A 15,960-nucleotide genomic window follows, 5' to 3' on the forward strand; every position below is an offset into this window, starting at 1 on the left:
TGCCTAAGCGTCCCGGCTAATGAGGGCCTGATAGGCATGGATCAGCCGTTGCGTATAATCTGATTTTGGCCAGTTAAAAATCACATCGGTTTTACCGGACTCCACCAGTTTTCCTTCCTCTAGCACGAGTATTCTGTCGCTGATATGCCGGACAATACCCAGATTGTGCGAGATAAAGATAAAGCCCAGGCCCAGGTCTCGCTGTAACTTCATCAACAGGTTGACCGTTTGTGAACGTACCGATGGATCCAGTGCGGCGAAGGGCTCGTCAGCTACCAACACTTGTGGGTTGAGAATTAAGGCTCTGGCAACAGCGACCCGTTGCCGTTGCCCTTCAGAAAGCATATGCCGATAAAAGAACTGATGTTCAGGCAGCATGCCTACCAGTTTCAGCGTTTCTTCAATTTTCCGCTTACGCGCCCGACTATCCAGCTCCGTGTTGAGGATCAGCGGCTCCTCCAGCAGGCTGCCCAATGTCAGTGCCGGATTGAGTGATTCCTTGGTATGCTGAAAGATCATACGAATGGCTTGAAAACGCTGCCTTTTGTGATGAAGAGGCTCACCATTTAGCAGTATTTCACCTGCATTTGGCCGTTCCACCCCTACCAGTAATTTAGCCAGCAGCGATTTACCTGAGCCGTTTTCACCCATGATGGCCATGGTTTCTCCGGCTTTCAGTTCAAAACTCAGAGGGTCCAGGCGAAAGCCTGCATTTTTGCCAAACCAGGATTTGTCCTTTTTGCAATAACTGAGGTTAGAAACGGTCAATAGTGGCGTCATGTCTTATCCCGGTGCAGAGGGAAATGGCAGGCGTAATAATGTTCATGAATACGTCGGACATCCGGCATCTTAACGCATTCTTTCTGCGCTCTTGGACAGCGGGGACCCAACCTGCAGCCAATAGGTAAATGCTGAAGCGTGGGAATGGTGCCATCCAGACTCGACAGAGCCGCCTTAGGTGGTAAATCACGTCTGAAACTGGGCGCACTGTCCAGAAGCGCCTTGGTGTAGGGATGCAGTGGTCGTCTTTTTAACTGGCTCATTTTGCCGCTTTCCACTGTCTGGCCGCAATAAAGTACGGTCATCGTGTCTGCCATGGCCGAGATAGCTAGTAAGTCATGACTGACAAATAAGATACTCAGTTCCCTGGTTTTATTGAGCTTAGCCAGTAGGCGTAACACTTGGATCTTGGTGGTGGTTTCCATTCCCATAGTGGGATTGTCAGCAATCAACAGTTTAGGGTTGGATACCAACGCCATGGCTAACGCAAACTTCTGGCTAATATCTTCTGCAACCTGATGCGGGTAGCTGGCCAGACAAACGTCGTGGTCCCGAATACCGACCTTATGCAATTGTTGGGTGGCAATTAAACGTCGCTGCTGCCGACGTTGCCAGAACCAACCCCTGTCAAGCTGACTGTCAGAAATACTTTCCTCAATCTGTTCCTGAAGTGTGGCTGAGGGGTCCAATGAGGTTGCTGGATTTTGCAATACCACGGACATTTCGCTGCGGGTAATGGCGCGGCGCTGACTGTCAGACATGGACAGTAAATCCCGGCCTTTCCAGTTCATACGATCAGCCGTGACTTTCCATCTGTCCGGCAGCGCGCCTACGATAGACTTGACCACCAGACTCTTACCCGAACCTGATTCGCCCACCAATGCGCGGACCTCGCTACTGTCAATGCTGAGGTTTATCTTATCCAGTGCTTTGATCCAGCCCAGCGGTGTGTCGATTTCCAGGGTTAGATTCTTGATATCCAGAAGTGGCATTATTGACTCAACCTGTTTTTCAGCGCGGTACGAAGTCCGTCTCCCACCAGATTAATGGATAGAACCATTAGGAAGATGGCCGCCCCGGGCAATGATATGCTCCAGGGGGCAACATAAGCGGTTTCCAGTGCATCGGACAGCATCGCGCCAAGCTCAGGGGAAGGAGACTGAGCACCCAGACTCAGAAAACCAAGGGCGGATATGTCCAATATTGCCACAGACAGCGCCATAGTCGCCTGTACGACCAGCATTTCAATCATGTTCGGTAAGATGCTATGAAAGAATATGCGCAGCTCGCTGGCTCCGTCCAGGCGGGCAGCGGTCACATATTCTTTTTTATATTCACGTCTGACCATATCACGGGTGTGGTGTATAAACTGCGGTATAAGCGCCAGGGTTATGGCCCACATACTGTTCATCAGGCCAGTACCGAGGATGGCCACGATGATAATAGCGATCAGCAGGGTAGGGATAGCCATGATGGCATCAAGCAGGTGATTAATAATACTGGCGCGAAGTCCCCGGCTCATGCCAGCATAAGCGCCGATACTGCAGCCTATTAACATCGCCAGTAATACTAAAAACAGGCTGGCACCAAAGGTGATCTGGCAACCATGTACAACCCGGGTCAATAAGTCCCTGCCTATGCCATCGGTGCCAAACAGGTGCGAGACATCACCATTCGCATCCCAGGCCGGAGGCAATAGAATGGCCTCAGTATTCTGATCAAGTGGGCCAAAAGGTAACAACCAGGGGCCCAATAACACCAGCAGTACAAAGAATCCAAGGCACCATAGACCGGCCAGGGCAATATGGTTACGCTGGAACTCGTTCCAGGTATGGCGCATTGGCGAGGGATATAACTCCTCGTTGTAAAAACTAGACTTGGGCATGGATTTGTTTCTTGCTCAAGGGGTAGATCATACGGATCAGCAGATCCACGGAGATAGTAACAATCACCACCAGGGCCGATACCGCCAACATACCGCCGCGAATAGCTGGAAAGTCACGTTGGTAAATAGCCTGAATCAACCATTCCCCGATACCGGGCCAGGAAAAGATCACTTCGACAATCATGGCATTGGTGAGCAATACAGTAAACTGCATCGCCAATTGCGGCATGATGGGAAGCAGAGCATTCTTCATACCATGGCGCCAAAAAACCTGGGGGCGACTTAACCCTTTTGCAAAGGCGGCTTTTATATAGTCACTGGCCATGACATTAATAACCGAGCGGCGTGTCAGACGAATGACCAGGGAACTGGTCACTATGGATAAAGATAGGGTGGGTAAAATCAAATGATTCAGCGCATCCAGCAATACCTGCTGCTTATTTGCAACATTGGACATGATTATGTCTAACAGAATAAAACCTGTTTGGTGAGGAATGTCGTAAAGCAGGCTAACCCGCCCGGACATCGGCAGCCCTCCCCATTGCAGGGCAAAAATCAGTATTAATAGTAAGGCCAGCCAAAAAACCGGCAAAGAGAACCCCACCAGGCTAACGGACAGGATCCCCATATCAGAAATACGTCGGTGGTTTAAACCGGCGATAATACCCAATGGAATACCAACCAGTAGCGATACAAACATGGCATACAGGCTGAGTTCAATACTGGCAGGCAGAAACTGACAAATGTCGTCGAAGATTGGATTTTGCGAGCTGAGGCTAAGACCCCATTCCCCCACAAGAGTCAGCTTCAAGTATTGCCAGAAGCCAGCAAGCGCTCCTTCATCTAACGCATACATCAAGCGCAATTGTTGCGCCTGATCATCCGATGGTGAGGGGGTGCCTGACAGATTTGTCAGAGGATCACCCGGAAACAGGAATGCCAGAATGTATGAGGCAATACATAGAATCAGCAAGGTGATCAGTAGCAGATTTAGTCGGCGTCCGAGGTAAATAAGCATTTTCACTTACTCTCCTTACGTGCCTGACCAAAACGAATGCCACCAAATGGATTGATCTGCATGCCGCTAATACCTTCCCTGTATGCCTGAAAGCGATACGCATGTGCGATAGGCAGCAATGGCATTTCTTCTACCAGCAGTTCATTGGCCTGACGGTAGTAGTGCAGTCGCTTCTCCTCTTCAGTAAAGCGCAAGGCCTCGTCGATTAAGGCGTCATATTCCTGCATGCACCAGTTCGCCCTGTTAGTACCAGAAGCAATGGCCGAACAACTAAGCAGAGGGCGATAGAAATTATCCGGGTCACCATTGTCAGCAGACCAGCCAATCAGCACTGTGTCGTGCATGCCTTGCTTTAACAGTCGTCTGAAGGTGGCCCATTCATAGCTGACTATGTCGGCTCTGATTCCCACCTTATCCAGATAGCTTTGGATAAGCTCTGCCATCTTCGTTGCATTGGGGTTGTAGGCGCGCTGAACCGGCATGGCCCAGATATTCATTCTGAAACCCCTGGCGATACCAGCTTCATCCAGAAGTTGTCTGGCTGCAACAGGGTTGTAATGCACCTCACGCTGATTTTCATCGAATGCCCACGAGGTTGGGGGCAACAAGCCTTTGGACGATACTGCACTATCTGAGTAAACCGCATCCAATAAGGCTTTTCTGTCTATGGCCATGGCCATGGCCCGCCTGACACGAGCGTCATTAAAGGGCGCTTTGGTCGTATTAAAAGCCCAAAAGCCGACATTCAGCCCCGGCTTTTCTTCCAATACCAGGTCCTGGCGCTCGTCAACAATTCGCAACTCAGTCTGGGCTGGGAAGGCAATCACATCACATTCACCGGTAATCAGCTTGGCCAGACGCATTGAGCTGGTTGGCGTAATATCAAATATCAATTGTTGTTGCTGGACGTGACCTTGCCAGTAATTTTCGTGGCGTTGATACCTGATAAAGTTGTTCTTCTTGAACTTATCAAACTTGAATGGTCCGGTTCCGATGGGTTGGCTGTCCAGTAATTCGGGCGTACCGGCCTGCATAAGCTGCTCTGCATACTCTGCCGACAGTATCACGGCAAAATCGGTGGCCAGGGTGGCCAAAAAAGAGCTGTCTGGTCTGTTTAACTTAATTTCCACTCTGTAGCCGTTAAGCTTGTTCACTTCAGCGACAATGTCCTGTAAACCAAGGCTCTCAAAGTAGGGGTATATGCCGCCCGAAATTTTATGATACGGGTGATTGGGTTGGCGCCAGCGATTAATACTGAACAGGACATCGTCCGCGTTAAAAGTTCGGCTGGGAATAAAGTAATGGGTTTGCTGAAATTGCACATCTTTGCGCAACTGAAAGGTATAAGTCAGTCCATCCTCGCTGACCAGCCAACTGTCGGCCAGCGCCGGAATAACCTTACTGGAGTCGGGATCAAAATCCAGTAAGCCATTATACAGTTGATGTGCTGTTGCATCGGCCGTGGTGCCTGATATGTCTAACTGCGGATTGAAGGTTACCGGGCTCCCTTCCGAACAATATATTAGCCCCTGTTGTTTCACCTGGGCATCGTTGATGTCCTGGCAGCCGATGCTTAAAGTGCAGGACAACATCAGACCAAGGTAAGTTCTGTTAATCATCAATCCACTTCTCTGGATGTGCCTTCCAGCAGGTTGTACTTTTTCAGGTAACCCCGTAATTGATGGTAGGTCAATCCCAGCTTATCCGCTGTTTTCTTCTGATTAAACTGACTATCTGCCAACGCCTGCCGGATCAGGTCAATTTCGAAATCCTGTGACATGGTTTTTAAGTCAACCGGGAAGCTGAACCTTACGGCACTGCTATGATCTTTCTTGGCTACAGGCATCGGCTCAGCAATACTGACCGTTGGCTCAGCAATTGGTTTAGGCGGTGGCAGCCGGTCTTGTGTTTTGATTCTGCCTTTAGGACGGAACGGCGATTCGAAGGGGTCAAGGACAATCTGATGAACCGGCAAGTGAGGATTGTTGCAACGGTAAACCGCACGTTCTACTACGTTCTTTAATTCCCGAATATTGCCTGGCCAGTGATAATCCAACAAGGTGCGTCGGGCTTTTTCGGTAAAACCGCTGAACAATTCCATTTCAAGTTCTCTCGCCATATTAATAGCAAAGTGTTCGGCCAGCATCAGAATATCTTCTGGTCTTTCACGCAGCGGCGGTAGGGTAATAACGTCAAAGGCCAGCCTGTCCAGTAAATCGGCTCTGAACTCCCCCCGCTCTGCTAAATCTGGCAAATCTTCATTAGTGGCGGCTACCAGTCTGACGTCCACTTTGACCGACTTGGAACCCCCCACACGTTCAAATTCACCATACTCAATGACTCTTAGTAATTTTTCCTGAATCAGACCTGAGGTGTTGGCCAGTTCATCCAAAAACAGTGTGCCATTATTCGCGGTTTCAAAGCGTCCTTCACGACGTTTGGCAGCGCCGGTAAATGCGCCAGCTTCATAGCCGAACAGTTCACTTTCCAGCAGATTGTCGTTTAAAGCCGCACAGTTCAGTTTCAGGTAAGCCTGATCCCAACGGCCAGACAGAAAATGTAATCGGGCTGCCACCAACTCTTTGCCTGTGCCCCGTTCGCCAATAATTAATACGGGCTTGTTCAACGGGGCTATCTGAGAAATCTGCTCGAGTACTTCGAGAAAACTGTTGGATTGCCCCAACAGATTGTCTTGTTGGCGAAACCGGCTCACTACAATCCTTAAAAAGTGGTCTAATCGACTAATTAGTGGTTGAGTTTAATAATAAGTCAGCTGTGATTAAAAGAATAGTAAATTAATAATCCTTTTAAATCAGGTTGTTACTTTGCTTTGCCTGATTGGCCTGTAAATTGTATGGTCACATGCAAGGTTGGAAATGAACAATGCATTTCCTTTCAGATCATGACAAAGAGGTAAGCATTATGGGTATTTTCTCTCGTTTCACCGACATAGTGAACTCAAATATCAATGCCTTGTTAGACAAGGCCGAAGACCCGGAAAAGATGGTCAGATTAATTATTCAGGAAATGGAGGACACCTTGGTGGAGGTGCGGTCAACCTCAGCGAAGACCATTGCCAATAAAAAAGAAATCAGTGCACAGATTAGCAAGCTGCAAGCTCAGTCTGACGATTGGCAAGCTAAAGCCGAACTGGCGCTGAGTAAGGAACGTGAAGATCTGGCCAGAGCCGCACTGGTGGAAAAGAAGAAAGCTGCTGAACATGCCGAAGCGCTGATTAAAGAACTACAGTTAGTGGAAGATCAAATTGCTAAACTTCAGGGCGAGACAGCGCAATTGCAGGAAAAGCTGGCAGACGCTAAGGCCAGGCAGAAGGCGATTATTTTGCGTCAGAAAACCGCACAGTCCAGACTGGATGTAAAACGCACCCTGGATAGCAGTAAAGTCGATGATGCGATGGGGCGTTTCGAGCGCTACGAGCGTAAGATTGATGACCTGGAAAGCCAAATTGAGGCTTATGATATGGGTAAGAAGACTCTGGCCGATGAATTTGCGGCCCTCGAAGACGGCGATAAAATTGATGACGAACTGGCAGCGTTGAAGAAGAAAATAAGCAAGAAAACGCCTAAAGCCGCGAACAAAGAATAAGTCATCAAGCAGCACTGGTTGAGGAGAATATCGTGGAAGATATCATTGGTATATTAGTGGCGCCCATCATCATATTTATGATCTTTGTGGCTCCCATCTGGTTGATTCTGCACTATCGCAGTAAAAAGCAGGTGGCGCAGGGACTGTCCAAGGAAGAATACGCTTCGCTGACTGAACTGGCCGACAAGGCTGAAAAAATGGCCGAACGCATCCATACCCTGGAAGCCATTCTGGATGCTGAGGCCCCGCAGTGGAGGAACCGGGCATGAAAGGCAAAGGTGAAATGTTTCGCAACAGTCAAAAAGGCAAAATCGGTGGCGTATGTGCCGGCATTGCAGACTATTTCGGTTGGGAAGCCTGGTTGATCCGCATTATCCTGGTTTCAGCCGTCTTATTATCAGGGCCTTTCTTTATCATGGCGTATATTGCGGCTTGGTTTATTTTGGATAAGAAACCAGTCAATGACGATGTTTTGAAAGCGCAAGGTAAAGGTTGGTACAACGACGAAGGAGATAACTCTCAAGTCGAAGTGAAGTCCAAAGTCTGGCAGGCGGGTGAGCCGCCAAAACAGGCTTTTCACGATATCAAAGGAAGGTTTGACCGACTGGAAATGCGTCTGCGCAGAATGGAAACCTACGTTACCTCGGCTGAGTATCAATTGAACAGGGAAATTAGCCGTCTCTGACCCAGGGACACTTATGACCAGGGGAGCAACATGCTCCTCTTGTTGTTTGTGTGTCTCTTTTCTTACCGTTAAAAACAACCCCGGTAAGAAGTTGAGGTTAAAGGTTTTATACATCAGGAGTTTGGATGCCCGATAAGCCCTTACGTTCTTTCTTCGATAACTTGCAAAATAAAGCTCAGGAAACGGCCAGTCGACTGGCGGATAAGCACGTCAGACTGGCAGTCACGGGCTTAAGTGGAGCTGGTAAAACGGCCTTCATTACGTCTTTGGTGAATCAATTACTTGAATCTGGCAGTACCGCCAGCCTGCCATTTTTTTCGGTGGTCAAAGAGGCACGCCTGATGGGCGTGAAGAGAGTGGCCCAACCCGATCTGCGCTTAGCCCGGTTTGCTTACGAGCAAGGGATGGGCGCGCTGAACAACATGCCACCAGCTTGGCCAGAGCCGACTCGCGGGGTAAGCCAGATCCGTTTGCACATAAAATATCAGCCTGCTGGCGGTTTGAGTAAGCTGTTGTTCGAACATTCTACTATGGTGCTGGATATACTGGACTACCCCGGTGAGTGGCTGCTGGATTTGCCTTTGCTCAGCCTGGATTTTGGCCAATGGAGTGAATTTTGCGTCAGTCAAATGCAGCAAGGTGTTCGTCAGTCATTGTCAGCCCCATTGCGGGAGGCGTTACTGACATTTGACTGGTTTGCCGCTGGTGACGAAGTGAAACTGCTGGCTTTATCTGAACAATTTCGTCTGTACCTCAAGGAATGTAAAGCAGCCGGCCTGGAACTGGTGCAACCGGGGCGTTTTGTGCTCCCTGGTGAACTCGAGGGAGCGCCGGTCCTGCAATTTGTGCCCTTCTTGGGCGACAAGGCTGACTGGGAGCGGGTTTCAGCCGGCTCTAATCTGGCCCTTCTGATAGAGCGATACGAACAATACCGCGATAAAGTGGTCAAGCCCTTTTATAAAGCGTATTTCAGTGGCTTTGATCGTCAGATTGTTCTGGTAGATTGTTTGTCGGCTCTGAACAGAGGCGAACAGGCATTTGATGAGTTGCAGCAGTCGATTAATTGGATTTTGAAAAGCTTTGACTATGGTCAAAACTCCTTACTGAGGCGGTTGTTTTCTCCACGCATCGACAAACTGATTTTTGCTGCCAGTAAGGCCGATCATGTGACACCGGATCAGCAGGACAACCTGATTAGACTATTGGAATCCATGGTGCATAACGCCAGGCAGGACATGCGTTACCAGGGGGTGAAGATTCAAACGACGGCATTGGCATCCGTTAAGGCCTCCAAAGTCGGACAAACTCAATATCAGGGGCAAAAACTCAGTGTATTGTCCGGGCATGACATGCATGGACAGACACTCAGTCTGTATCCGGGGGATGTACCGGCCAGGCGACCTGCTCCCACTTTTTGGCAAACACAGGGATTTGAATTTCCACAGTTTTTGCCACCTCGTCGAGACCCATTGACTGCGTTACCACATATTCGCATGGACCAGATGCTGGAGTTTTTGCTGGGGGATAAATTGCAATGAAGGAACAAGGTGCTGTGACCAACCTGATGCCGAGAATTGAAGTTACACTCGCAGGGCATGATGAACAACAGAGCGCTGAAGCTCTGCGCAAGGCCATCAAACTGGATGGTGATGTTGACTTGGAGGAAATGCAAGCTTGTGAGCAGGCAGATATTGCAGCGGACGTTAAAGCAGCCAGCAGACCTGGAAAGTTGTTCTGGCTGTTTTGCGCGTTGTTGTTGCTAGGGGGAGTGCAACTGGCGGTAGACATCTGGCGCAGTGTGCAATCCTTTGATTGGCTGTCTCTGGCCTGGGCAGGATTGTGGAGCCTGAGCCTGGCTGGCGTTCTGTTTTTACTCGCCAAAGAATGGCGAAGTTATCGCAAACTGGACAAGCGGGAGCATCTGCAGCATTTGTCCGCATCACTCAGCGAAAGCCCGGCGATAGGTGAAGCTCGCAATTTTTGTGAAAATCTGCTGCGACAAATGCCTGCATCGGTTCATCAAGACGCTCAACAATGGCAAACCGCTCTGCAGCAGCATTATTCTGATCAGGAAGTCATGCAGCTATTTGAGCAGTATGTACTGGCACCGGCTGATAAAAAAGCCTTAGCAGAGGTTAGCCGCGAATCTGCCGCTTCTGCCGCTTTGATTGCCGTCAGTCCCTTTGTGGTGTTGGATATGTTTTTGGTGCTTTGGCGAAATCTGCGGATGGTAAATCGATTGTGCGCCTATTACGGGGTAAAAACCGGTTATCTGGCCAAGGTCACTTTGTTGAAAAGAACGGTTCGCACCATGCTATATGCTGGAGCGACAGAGCTTTTGGCTGAAGCCTCGGCCTGGGCATTGGGCGGAAGTTTGACCGCCAAGTTATCCACCAGAATGGCCCAAGGCGCAGGGGCTGGAGTATTGACTGCCAGATTTGGTGTGCAGGCTATTCGAATATGTCGGCCTATGCCATTTATCCATCAGCCAGCACCCCAGGTCAGCCAGATTGCTGCCTCAATTGTCAAACAACTTGGCAATGCCGGGCGGGAGTAACTGATGGACTTCCCACTCCTGCGCCCATGTAAAACTAATGTTACAGTTGAAACTATCTGGTAAGTGCGCTGTGGCTTTTTCTTTGCCACTATTTGGGTAGACTCACGTCCAAACTACAGGCCCGGTTATTTTTACATGGGCTGATGAATATAAGCGACAGAGTGTATGAGTAAAACTACCCAGTATGTTTCCCATCAGGCTGATGAGAATGGGGTGATCCATTGGAGTGATGAGGAAAATCAGGTGTGGCACGACTTGGTGCTACGCCAGAAAGATATTATTAAAGATCGGGCTTGCGATGAGTTTATGCATGGACTGGAACTGCTGAATTTACCCAGCGACCGTATTCCACAACTGCATGAAGTCAATGAAGTGCTGGCCAGGGAAACCGGCTGGCAGGTTGCTCAGGTACCGGCGTTAATCAATTTTGATGAGTTTTTTCGTCTGTTGGCCAATAAACAGTTCCCGGTTGCTACTTTTATCCGTACCCGGGAAGAATTTGATTATCTTCAGGAACCGGACATTTTTCATGAGATATTTGGCCATTGCCCACTTTTAACCAATAAAGCCTTTGCCCACTTCACACACACCTATGGAAAACTGGGCTATGCGGCGAATAAACAGGACCGCGTATATCTGGCCAGATTGTATTGGTTCACGGTGGAATTTGGCTTACTTAGGCAAGCCGGTAAGTTACGTATCTATGGGGGCGGGATCCTGTCCTCTCCCGGAGAAACGCTCTATGCTCTTGAGAGTGACAAACCCGAACGCCATGACATGGAGCCTCTGGAGGCATTCCGTACCCCATATCGCATCGATATCATGCAACCTGTCTACTATATTCTGCAAGAATTGGATGACCTGTTTGGTTTGGCTGAAATGGATATGATGGCGTTAGTGGAACAAGCCAAAACACTGGGGTTGCATACACCGAAATTTCCACCTAAGCCACAGAAGATGGCCGGTTGAGAACCTTATTAACGAAATGGAGGAAAATCTTAGTATGACCGAACTTAGTCAACAGAAATGTGAAGCCTGTCGTGCTGATGCGCCTAAAGTATCAGAACAGGAGTTAGCCGAATTAATTCGTGAAATCCCTGACTGGGTGCCTCAGGTTAGGGATAACGTGATGCAACTTGAGCGTGAATTCAAGTTTAAGAACTTCAAGTTAGCGCTGGCATTTGCCAACCGTGTAGCCGAATTGGCTGAAGCAGAGTTCCATCATCCCTCGATTCTGCTGGAATGGGGGAAAGTGACAATAACCTGGTGGACGCATGCTATTAACGGGTTGCATAAAAATGATTTTATTTGTGCCGCCAAAACCGATGCCTTACTCGACTAAGTAGCGTGCCACTTTAATGTTCGGGGGCCGTTGCCCCCAACATGTCATCACCTTCTACATTCCCTTATTGTAAGACCAGATTTCACTGTTCTCATCACGGCGAATGTCATAAAATGTTTACAACCTTGTCATATTGGATTCGTCTATGCGTCTGGAGATCAGCTGTAAGGATCGCCTTGGGATTACCCAGGATGTGCTGGATATACTGGTTGAATATGAGATTAATCTACGCGGTATAGAAATCGACAGCAGTGGGAAAATCTTTTTGCACTTCCCCAATGTTGAGTTTGCTGAATTTCAGCACTTGATGCCAAAGATTAGGCGCATAGAAGGGATAGAAGACGTAAAAACCACGCCATTTATGCCAATTGAGCGAGAGCAAAATCAACTTAGAGCCTTACTTCGTACCTTGCCAGACCCGGTTTTTTCCATAGACAGTCGAGGCAATATTCTGTTGGTCAACGAAGCCGTGGTATCCAGTCTGGAAAGTTCTTATGAAGAAATCGCCGGCAGGGAAATTACTGACCTGGTCAAGGGATTCAACTTCAGCCGCTGGTTGGATGGTAAGCAGGTTTTAGCACAAACCCAAAAGGTGAAATTTATTGAACAGGATTTCCTGGCTGATATTTTGCCAGTGATGGTGGCAGATGGTGATGCAGATGCTGTCCTGGCAGGCGCGGTGTTGTTACTTAAATCAGAATACCGCTTGGGGCAGCAATTAACCGTGTTTCATCAGGCCAGTAACGATTCCTTTAATGAAATCCAGGCCACCAGTAGTCAGATGAAAAAGGTGGTGCGTGAAGCCAAAAAGATGGCCGAGCTGGATGCACCAATTTTATTGGTAGGCGAGACCGGTGTCGGCAAAGAAATGATTGCCAGAGCGTGCCATCGTGCCAGCCGTCGCAGTAGCCACGAGTTTGTGTTGCTGAATTGTGCGTCTATTCCTGATGACATGGCCGAGCAAGAGTTGTTTGGCTATGGACCTGGGGCCTATGGCCAGAAACAAAGTAAGAGTGGGTTACTGGAGCAGGCCGAAAACGGCACGTTGTTTTTAGATGAAGTAGGGGACATGTCAATGTCCCTGCAAGCAAAATTATTGCGGGTACTGCAAGACGGCTCCTTCCGACGGGTTGGTGATGCCAGGGAAGTGGTGGTTAATGTGCGGATCATTGGCACCACACAAAAAGATCTTGCCCAGATGGTGATGGAAGGGCGCTTCCGCGAAGATCTTTATTACCGTCTGAATGTGTTGAGCCTGGTTGTGCCGCCACTTCGGGAACGTAAAGCTGATATTATTGGTTTAGCAGAGCATTTTCTTAAAAATCAAAGTACTAAACTCGGGAGACGGCCGCCAAAACTCAACAAGTCTTGCGTGGAGTTTCTGCAAAATTATCCTTGGCCGGGTAATGTCAGACAGTTGGAAAATACCTTATACAGGGCTCTGACATTGCTGGAGCGGGATGAGCTGGGTAAAGAAGATATTCAACTGCCAGACAGTGCTATGAGCTCTGGCTATTTTTCGGATGAGCTTGAAGGCACGTTAGATCAAGAAGTTAAGCGATTTGAGAAAGATCTGTTACGCCGATTGTATCCGAGTTATCCCAGCACCAGGCAATTGGCCCGGAAGCTGGGGTTAAGTCATACGGCAATTGCCAACAAGCTGAGGGAGTATGGGATCAGTAAGAAGACCGTAAAGGTTTGATGCCATCACTTTATCAAATGACGTAAATTCAGTGTTACGCCTTAGTGGACAACAAACGCGAGTCCTTTTGCAAGGGTAGGCTTTTCATTTAGTCCTGGCTATTGTTTAGTAGCAGCATAGAAATAAAGCTCAATTTGGATAGATAAGAATATTTCATGAAATTAGCAACGTTAAAAAATGGTACACGCGACGGCCAGTTGGTCGTGGTCAGCAAAGATCTTCAATCTGCAGTAGCGGTAACCCATATAGCCCCAACTATGCAGGCGGCTTTGGATAACTGGGATACCGTGTCCATGCATTTGCAAGCAACCTATCATGCGTTGAATATTGGCCAGTTGGACGATGTCATGGCGTTTGACGCCAGCCAATGTGAATCCCCATTACCGCGCGCTTATCAATGGGCTGACGGTAGTGCCTATGTGAATCACGTGGAACTGGTCAGAAAGGCCAGAGGCGCTGACATGCCTGATACGTTCTGGACGGATCCTCTAATGTACCAAGGTGGTTCCGATGATTTCATCGGTCCGGAAGATGACATTCTGATGCCAAGCGATGACTGGGGCATCGATTTTGAAGCCGAAGTTGCCGTCGTTACCGGTGACGTGCCAATGGGAGTTAGCGCATTGGAGGCGGGAAATCATGTACGCCTGCTAATGCTGGTCAACGATGTATCGTTGAGAGGTCTTATTCCCGGTGAGCTGGCCAAAGGATTTGGTTTTTTCCAGTCCAAACCGGCCTCCGCGTTTTCTCCTGTCGCCATCACGCCGGATGAGCTCGGTGATGCCTGGCAGGGCTTTAAGGTCGCATTACCCTTAATGTCCACCCTAAATGGTGAATTGTTTGGTAAACCCGATGCTGGCGTGGATATGACGTTTGATTTCGGCCAATTGATTGCCCACGCAGCTAAGACCCGAAATCTCGGGGCCGGTGCAATCATTGGTTCAGGTACAGTGTCCAACAAGCAGGGTACCGATCATGGCAGTGCTATCAAAGACGGCGGTGTTGGCTATTCCTGTATCGCTGAGGTGCGTATGATCGAAACTATCCGTGATGGCAAGCCCAGCACACCTTTTATGAAGTTTGGTGACAAAATTCGCATCGAAATGCTGGATGCTCAGGGTGTCAGTCTGTTTGGTGCCATTGATCAGCAGGTTAAAGAGTACGGAAAATGAGTATCAAGCTATATAGTTACTGGCGCTCATCGGCCAGTTACAGAGTGAGACTGGCACTTAATTTAAAAAAAATATCCTATCAGTACATTCCTGTGCATTTAGTCAAAGACGGTGGTGAACAACATCAGCAAGCTTATTTGGGTTTAAATCCCGCCGAGCTTGTGCCGACGCTGGTGGACGAGGATGAAGATATTATCCTTAATCAGTCGCTGGCGATTATTGAATATCTGGATGAGAAGTACAGTTCTCCGGTAAGGTTGCTTCCAGAGCACAAACTTCAGCGAGCAAGAGTTCGGGCATTGGCACTGGATATCGCAGCAGACATTCAGCCGCTGGCCAACCTACGGGTGCTGCAGCACTTGGAGTCAGCTTATCAGGTGGACACCCAGGGCAAGACAGATTGGAGTCGGCACTGGATTGAGAAGGGTTTTGCAGCCATTGAACGGCGGTTGCAAAATACAGCAGGTAAGTTCTGCTTTGGCTTTGACTTAACCATGGCGGATGTGTGTTTGATTCCACAGGTTTATAACGCGCAACGCTTTGGTGTGGACATGAGCCAGTTCCCATTGATACAGCGCATTCAGGAAAACTGCAATAAGTTACCTGAGTTTGTCAGCGCGCTGCCTGAGAATCAGCCGGACGCGCAATAGGCAGAAAAGGGCTGTCAAATCAGCCCGTCTATTGGTTTTTAATCGGTAATTCAGTGGTGTTCTTAACCTGTTTTAGGGCAAAGGTTGAACTTAGATGATCAACGCATGGTAGGTGTGTGAGTTTGCTTTTCAGCAGTTGTTCGTACTCTTCTATGCTCTCGACCACCACCTTGAGCAGGTAGTCTTTTTCGCCGCTGGTGGTATGGCATTCTACTACCTCGGCAATATGCTGGACCGCTGCTTCAAAGCCATTAAGAGATTCTTCGTCATGGTTTTTGAGCGTGACATAGATGAAAACACTGACACCTAAATTGAGCTTCTTACCGTCCAGCAGCGTCACTTTGCGTTTGATGATACCGTCGCTTTCCAGGCGTTTTACTCTTCGCCAGCAGGGGGTGTGCGACAGCCCCACCTTTTGGCTGAGTTCTGCCATTGAGACGGTCGCATCTTTTTGCAGGACCCGAAGAATTTCACGATCAAATTTGTCTAGTTTCATAAATCACAGTGGGTTTACAAAGTGGCACAAGGATGCTGAAAAACAGAGGGTTTTTCAACTGAATTTA

At 48.7% G+C, this 15,960-nt stretch carries 17 protein-coding genes; 10 read left to right on the forward strand and 7 right to left on the reverse strand.

Translation table 11 applies throughout. The features are described from left to right. Positions 1 to 3: 3 nt before the first annotated feature. Genes CSR04_RS12485 through pspF form a run of 6 tightly spaced genes read right to left on the reverse strand, consistent with a single transcriptional unit; the run spans position 4 to position 6,396 of the window. Entirely contained in the window at positions 4 to 780 is a 777-nt protein-coding gene (locus CSR04_RS12485) for an ATP-binding cassette domain-containing protein (protein WP_102796637.1), read from the reverse strand. Further along, positions 777 to 1,772, reverse strand: coding sequence for an oligopeptide/dipeptide ABC transporter ATP-binding protein (locus CSR04_RS12490; RefSeq protein ID WP_102796638.1), 996 nt, complete (start codon positions 1,770 to 1,772; stop codon positions 777 to 779). Before CSR04_RS12490 ends, CSR04_RS12485 begins: the two co-directional genes overlap by 4 nt. Further along, positions 1,772 to 2,665, reverse strand: a complete 894-nt coding sequence (locus CSR04_RS12495; RefSeq protein ID WP_102796639.1) for an ABC transporter permease subunit — start codon at positions 2,663 to 2,665, stop codon at positions 1,772 to 1,774. The genes CSR04_RS12490 and CSR04_RS12495 overlap by 1 nt, the downstream gene beginning before the upstream one ends. After that, on the reverse strand, positions 2,652 to 3,683 hold the full coding sequence (locus tag CSR04_RS12500) for an ABC transporter permease (RefSeq protein ID WP_102796640.1): 1,032 nt from the start codon (positions 3,681 to 3,683) through the stop codon (positions 2,652 to 2,654). Before CSR04_RS12500 ends, CSR04_RS12495 begins: the two co-directional genes overlap by 14 nt. Positions 3,684 to 3,685: 2 nt before the next feature. Continuing rightward, on the reverse strand, positions 3,686 to 5,302 hold the full coding sequence (sapA, locus tag CSR04_RS12505; RefSeq protein ID WP_102796641.1) for an ABC transporter substrate-binding protein SapA: 1,617 nt from the start codon (positions 5,300 to 5,302) through the stop codon (positions 3,686 to 3,688). Beyond that, positions 5,302 to 6,396 (reverse strand): phage shock protein operon transcriptional activator, encoded by a 1,095-nt coding sequence (pspF, locus tag CSR04_RS12510; protein ID WP_102796642.1) that lies wholly within the window; start codon positions 6,394 to 6,396, stop codon positions 5,302 to 5,304. Before pspF ends, sapA begins: the two co-directional genes overlap by 1 nt. 209 nt (positions 6,397 to 6,605) lie before the next feature. Here pspF and pspA point away from each other — a divergent pair, with 209 nt between their 5' ends. The 10 genes from pspA to maiA all read left to right on the forward strand — a co-directional run bounded on the left by pspA (position 6,606) and on the right by maiA (position 15,397). Next, positions 6,606 to 7,289, forward strand: coding sequence for a phage shock protein PspA (gene pspA, locus CSR04_RS12515; protein WP_102796819.1), 684 nt, complete (start codon positions 6,606 to 6,608; stop codon positions 7,287 to 7,289). Between the two features lie 29 nt (positions 7,290 to 7,318). Beyond that, on the forward strand, positions 7,319 to 7,558 hold the full coding sequence (gene pspB, locus CSR04_RS12520) for an envelope stress response membrane protein PspB (RefSeq protein ID WP_281259791.1): 240 nt from the start codon (positions 7,319 to 7,321) through the stop codon (positions 7,556 to 7,558). Then, positions 7,555 to 7,974 carry an envelope stress response membrane protein PspC gene (pspC, locus tag CSR04_RS12525; protein WP_102796644.1) on the forward strand — a complete coding sequence of 140 codons (420 nt, stop codon included), beginning with the start codon at positions 7,555 to 7,557 and terminating at the stop codon, positions 7,972 to 7,974. The genes pspB and pspC overlap by 4 nt, the downstream gene beginning before the upstream one ends. A gap of 125 nt (positions 7,975 to 8,099) precedes the next feature. Then, the gene (locus tag CSR04_RS12530; protein ID WP_102796645.1) at positions 8,100 to 9,512 is read left to right on the forward strand and encodes a YcjX family GTP-binding protein; all 1,413 of its coding nucleotides are present in this window, start codon (positions 8,100 to 8,102) and stop codon (positions 9,510 to 9,512) included. Continuing rightward, a complete protein-coding gene (locus CSR04_RS12535; protein WP_102796646.1) occupies positions 9,509 to 10,531 on the forward strand; it encodes a TIGR01620 family protein in 1,023 nt (340 codons plus the stop codon). The genes CSR04_RS12530 and CSR04_RS12535 overlap by 4 nt, the downstream gene beginning before the upstream one ends. Positions 10,532 to 10,696: 165 nt before the next feature. After that, entirely contained in the window at positions 10,697 to 11,500 is an 804-nt protein-coding gene (gene phhA, locus CSR04_RS12540) for a phenylalanine 4-monooxygenase (protein ID WP_102796647.1), read from the forward strand. A 34-nt stretch (positions 11,501 to 11,534) separates the two neighbouring features. Continuing rightward, a complete protein-coding gene (locus CSR04_RS12545) occupies positions 11,535 to 11,873 on the forward strand; it encodes a 4a-hydroxytetrahydrobiopterin dehydratase (protein ID WP_102796648.1) in 339 nt (112 codons plus the stop codon). 145 nt (positions 11,874 to 12,018) lie between these two features. Next, entirely contained in the window at positions 12,019 to 13,575 is a 1,557-nt protein-coding gene (tyrR, locus tag CSR04_RS12550) for a transcriptional regulator TyrR (RefSeq protein ID WP_102796649.1), read from the forward strand. Positions 13,576 to 13,730: 155 nt separating this feature from the next. Beyond that, the gene (locus tag CSR04_RS12555; protein WP_102796650.1) at positions 13,731 to 14,747 is read left to right on the forward strand and encodes a fumarylacetoacetate hydrolase family protein; all 1,017 of its coding nucleotides are present in this window, start codon (positions 13,731 to 13,733) and stop codon (positions 14,745 to 14,747) included. Continuing rightward, positions 14,744 to 15,397 carry a maleylacetoacetate isomerase gene (gene maiA, locus CSR04_RS12560; protein ID WP_102796651.1) on the forward strand — a complete coding sequence of 218 codons (654 nt, stop codon included), beginning with the start codon at positions 14,744 to 14,746 and terminating at the stop codon, positions 15,395 to 15,397. The genes CSR04_RS12555 and maiA overlap by 4 nt, the downstream gene beginning before the upstream one ends. A gap of 28 nt (positions 15,398 to 15,425) precedes the next feature. Here the strand turns inward: maiA and CSR04_RS12565 are convergent, their stop codons facing one another. Further along, positions 15,426 to 15,893 carry an Lrp/AsnC family transcriptional regulator gene (locus tag CSR04_RS12565; protein WP_102796652.1) on the reverse strand — a complete coding sequence of 156 codons (468 nt, stop codon included), beginning with the start codon at positions 15,891 to 15,893 and terminating at the stop codon, positions 15,426 to 15,428. Positions 15,894 to 15,960: the final 67 nt, after the last annotated feature.

It is taken from the genome of Bowmanella denitrificans, assembly GCF_002887595.1.
Classification (GTDB): domain Bacteria; phylum Pseudomonadota; class Gammaproteobacteria; order Enterobacterales; family Alteromonadaceae; genus Bowmanella; species Bowmanella denitrificans.

Excerpts from the sequence above, each read along its gene's own strand:
- maiA (WP_102796651.1), top strand. The coding sequence starts at position 14,744 with ATGAGTATCAAGCTATATAGTTACTGGCGCTCATCGGCCAGTTACAGA.
- phhA (WP_102796647.1), top strand. The coding sequence starts at position 10,697 with ATGAGTAAAACTACCCAGTATGTTTCCCATCAGGCTGATGAGAATGGG.
- CSR04_RS12500 (WP_102796640.1), bottom strand. The coding sequence starts at position 3,683 with ATGCTTATTTACCTCGGACGCCGACTAAATCTGCTACTGATCACCTTG.
- CSR04_RS12485 (WP_102796637.1), bottom strand. The coding sequence starts at position 780 with ATGACGCCACTATTGACCGTTTCTAACCTCAGTTATTGCAAAAAGGAC.
- CSR04_RS12530 (WP_102796645.1), top strand. The coding sequence starts at position 8,100 with ATGCCCGATAAGCCCTTACGTTCTTTCTTCGATAACTTGCAAAATAAA.
- tyrR (WP_102796649.1), top strand. The coding sequence starts at position 12,019 with ATGCGTCTGGAGATCAGCTGTAAGGATCGCCTTGGGATTACCCAGGAT.
- CSR04_RS12555 (WP_102796650.1), top strand. The coding sequence starts at position 13,731 with ATGAAATTAGCAACGTTAAAAAATGGTACACGCGACGGCCAGTTGGTC.
- sapA (WP_102796641.1), bottom strand. The coding sequence starts at position 5,302 with ATGATTAACAGAACTTACCTTGGTCTGATGTTGTCCTGCACTTTAAGC.
- CSR04_RS12490 (WP_102796638.1), bottom strand. The coding sequence starts at position 1,772 with ATGCCACTTCTGGATATCAAGAATCTAACCCTGGAAATCGACACACCG.
- CSR04_RS12535 (WP_102796646.1), top strand. The coding sequence starts at position 9,509 with ATGAAGGAACAAGGTGCTGTGACCAACCTGATGCCGAGAATTGAAGTT.
- CSR04_RS12565 (WP_102796652.1), bottom strand. The coding sequence starts at position 15,893 with ATGAAACTAGACAAATTTGATCGTGAAATTCTTCGGGTCCTGCAAAAA.
- CSR04_RS12495 (WP_102796639.1), bottom strand. The coding sequence starts at position 2,665 with ATGCCCAAGTCTAGTTTTTACAACGAGGAGTTATATCCCTCGCCAATG.
- pspC (WP_102796644.1), top strand. The coding sequence starts at position 7,555 with ATGAAAGGCAAAGGTGAAATGTTTCGCAACAGTCAAAAAGGCAAAATC.
- CSR04_RS12545 (WP_102796648.1), top strand. The coding sequence starts at position 11,535 with ATGACCGAACTTAGTCAACAGAAATGTGAAGCCTGTCGTGCTGATGCG.
- pspA (WP_102796819.1), top strand. The coding sequence starts at position 6,606 with ATGGGTATTTTCTCTCGTTTCACCGACATAGTGAACTCAAATATCAAT.